The organism is Streptomyces californicus (genome assembly GCF_000717645.1).
Lineage (GTDB): Bacteria > Actinomycetota > Actinomycetes > Streptomycetales > Streptomycetaceae > Streptomyces > Streptomyces californicus.
This window is the reverse complement of record NZ_JNZZ01000063.1, coordinates 1-3,344: the sequence shown is the minus strand read 5'-3', so window position 1 is coordinate 3,344 and position 3,344 is coordinate 1. Positions and strand designations below refer to the sequence as shown.

Below are 3,344 nucleotides of genomic sequence, written 5' to 3'. Positions count from 1 at the left end.
GGGGTGGTGGGTGGCTGGTCGTTGTTTGAGAACTGCACAGTGGACGCGAGCATCTGTGGCCAAGTTTTTAAGGGCGCACGGTGGATGCCTTGGCACCAGGAACCGATGAAGGACGTGGGAGGCCACGATAGTCCCCGGGGAGCTGTCAACCAAGCTTTGATCCGGGGGTTTCCGAATGGGGAAACCCGGCAGTCGTCATGGGCTGTCACCCGCTGCTGAACACATAGGCAGTGTGGAGGGAACGAGGGGAAGTGAAACATCTCAGTACCCTCAGGAAGAGAAAACAACCGTGATTCCGGGAGTAGTGGCGAGCGAAACTGGATGAGGCCAAACCGTATGCGTGTGATACCCGGCAGGGGTTGCGCATGCGGGGTTGTGGGATCTCTTTTTCATAGTCTGCCGGCTGTGAGGCGAGTCAGAAACCGTTGGTGTAGGCGAAGGACATGCGAAAGGTCCGGCGTAGAGGGTAAGACCCCCGTAGCTGAAACATCAACGGCTCGTTTGAGAGACACCCAAGTAGCACGGGGCCCGAGAAATCCCGTGTGAATCTGGCGGGACCACCCGCTAAGCCTAAATATTCCCTGGTGACCGATAGCGGATAGTACCGTGAGGGAATGGTGAAAAGTACCGCGGGAGCGGAGTGAAATAGTACCTGAAACCGTGTGCCTACAAGCCGTGGGAGCGTCGCGCATCGAGCTTGCTCGGTGCGTCGTGACTGCGTGCCTTTTGAAGAATGAGCCTGCGAGTTAGCGGTGTGTAGCGAGGTTAACCCGTGTGGGGAAGCCGTAGCGAAAGCGAGTCCGAACAGGGCGGTTGAGTTGCACGCTCTAGACCCGAAGCGGAGTGATCTAGCCATGGGCAGGTTGAAGCGGAGGTAAGACTTCGTGGAGGACCGAACCCACCAGGGTTGAAAACCTGGGGGATGACCTGTGGTTAGGGGTGAAAGGCCAATCAAACTCCGTGATAGCTGGTTCTCCCCGAAATGCATTTAGGTGCAGCGTCGTGTGTTTCTTGCCGGAGGTAGAGCACTGGATAGGCGATGGGCCCTACCGGGTTACTGACCTTAGCCAAACTCCGAATGCCGGTAAGTGAGAGCGCGGCAGTGAGACTGTGGGGGATAAGCTCCATGGTCGAGAGGGAAACAGCCCAGAGCATCGACTAAGGCCCCTAAGCGTACGCTAAGTGGGAAAGGATGTGGAGTCGCAGAGACAACCAGGAGGTTGGCTTAGAAGCAGCCACCCTTGAAAGAGTGCGTAATAGCTCACTGGTCAAGTGATTCCGCGCCGACAATGTAGCGGGGCTCAAGCGTACCGCCGAAGTCGTGTCATTCACACATATAGGGCCAACGCCTGTGTGGATGGGTAGGGGAGCGTCGTGTGCCGGGTGAAGCAGCCGCGGAAGCGAGTTGTGGACGGTTCACGAGTGAGAATGCAGGCATGAGTAGCGATACACACGTGAGAAACGTGTGCGCCGATTGACTAAGGGTTCCTGGGTCAAGCTGATCTGCCCAGGGTAAGTCGGGACCTAAGGCGAGGCCGACAGGCGTAGTCGATGGACAACCGGTTGATATTCCGGTACCCGCTTTGAAACGCCCAGTACTGAATCAGGCGATGCTAAGTCCGTGAAGCCGGCCCGATCTCTTCGGAGTTGAGGGTAGTGGTGGAGCCGATGAACCAGACTTGTAGTAGGTAAGCGATGGGGTGACGCAGGAAGGTAGTCCAGCCCGGGCGGTGGTTGTCCCGGGGTAAGGGTGTAGGACGTTGTGTAGGCAAATCCGCACAACACGTAGTCTGAGACCTGATGCCGAGCCGATTGTGGTGAAGTGGATGATCCTATGCTGTCGAGAAAAGCCTCTAGCGAGTTTCATGGCGGCCCGTACCCTAAACCGACTCAGGTGGTCAGGTAGAGAATACCGAGGCGTTCGGGTGAACTATGGTTAAGGAACTCGGCAAAATGCCCCCGTAACTTCGGGAGAAGGGGGGCCATCACTGGTGATCCGATTTACTCGGTGAGCTGGGGGTGGCCGCAGAGACCAGCGAGAAGCGACTGTTTACTAAAAACACAGGTCCGTGCGAAGCCGTAAGGCGATGTATACGGACTGACGCCTGCCCGGTGCTGGAACGTTAAGGGGACCGGTTAGCTGCCTTTCGGGGTGGCGAAGCTGAGAACTTAAGCGCCAGTAAACGGCGGTGGTAACTATAACCATCCTAAGGTAGCGAAATTCCTTGTCGGGTAAGTTCCGACCTGCACGAATGGCGTAACGACTTCTCGACTGTCTCAACCATAGGCCCGGTGAAATTGCACTACGAGTAAAGATGCTCGTTTCGCGCAGCAGGACGGAAAGACCCCGGGACCTTTACTATAGTTTGATATTGGTGTTCGGTTCGGCTTGTGTAGGATAGGTGGGAGACTGTGAAGCGGCCACGCCAGTGGTTGTGGAGTCGTCGTTGAAATACCACTCTGGTCGTGCTGGATGTCTAACCTGGGTCCGTGATCCGGATCAGGGACAGTGTCTGATGGGTAGTTTAACTGGGGCGGTTGCCTCCTAAAGAGTAACGGAGGCGCCCAAAGGTTCCCTCAGCCTGGTTGGCAATCAGGTGTTGAGTGTAAGTGCACAAGGGAGCTTGACTGTGAGACCGACGGGTCGAGCAGGGACGAAAGTCGGGACTAGTGATCCGGCAGTGGCTTGTGGAAGCGCTGTCGCTCAACGGATAAAAGGTACCCCGGGGATAACAGGCTGATCTTCCCCAAGAGTCCATATCGACGGGATGGTTTGGCACCTCGATGTCGGCTCGTCGCATCCTGGGGCTGGAGTCGGTCCCAAGGGTTGGGCTGTTCGCCCATTAAAGCGGTACGCGAGCTGGGTTTAGAACGTCGTGAGACAGTTCGGTCCCTATCCGCTGCGCGCGTAGGAATATTGAGAAGGGCTGTCCCTAGTACGAGAGGACCGGGACGGACGAACCTCTGGTGTGCCAGTTGTTCTGCCAAGGGCATGGCTGGTTGGCTACGTTCGGAAAGGATAACCGCTGAAAGCATCTAAGCGGGAAGCCTGCTTCGAGCTGGGTTGATAGGCCAGATGTGGAAGCCCGGTAACGGGTGGAGCTGACTGGTACTAATAGGCCGAGGGCTTGTCCTCAGTTGCTCGCGTCCACTGTGTTGTTCCCGGGTTGCGAACAGTTATCGCGCCGGTTGAACAGTTTCACTACTTAATTGAAGAGTGTGCTTGTTCGCTAGAACCCGATAGGGTTTCGGTGGTCATTGCGTTAGGGAAACGCCCGGTTACATTCCGAACCCGGAAGCTAAGCCTTTCAGCGCCGATGGTACTGCAGGGGGGACCCTGTGGG

The 3,344-nt window shown here is 56.6% G+C and carries 2 rRNA genes; both read left to right on the top strand.

From position 1 onward, the window contains the following. Positions 1 to 57: 57 nt before the first annotated feature. Positions 58 to 3,136, top strand: a 23S ribosomal RNA gene (locus IF19_RS0134175). 111 nt (positions 3,137 to 3,247) lie between these two features. Then, a 5S ribosomal RNA gene (gene rrf / locus IF19_RS1000000135625) occupies positions 3,248 to 3,344 on the top strand; the annotation flags it as partial.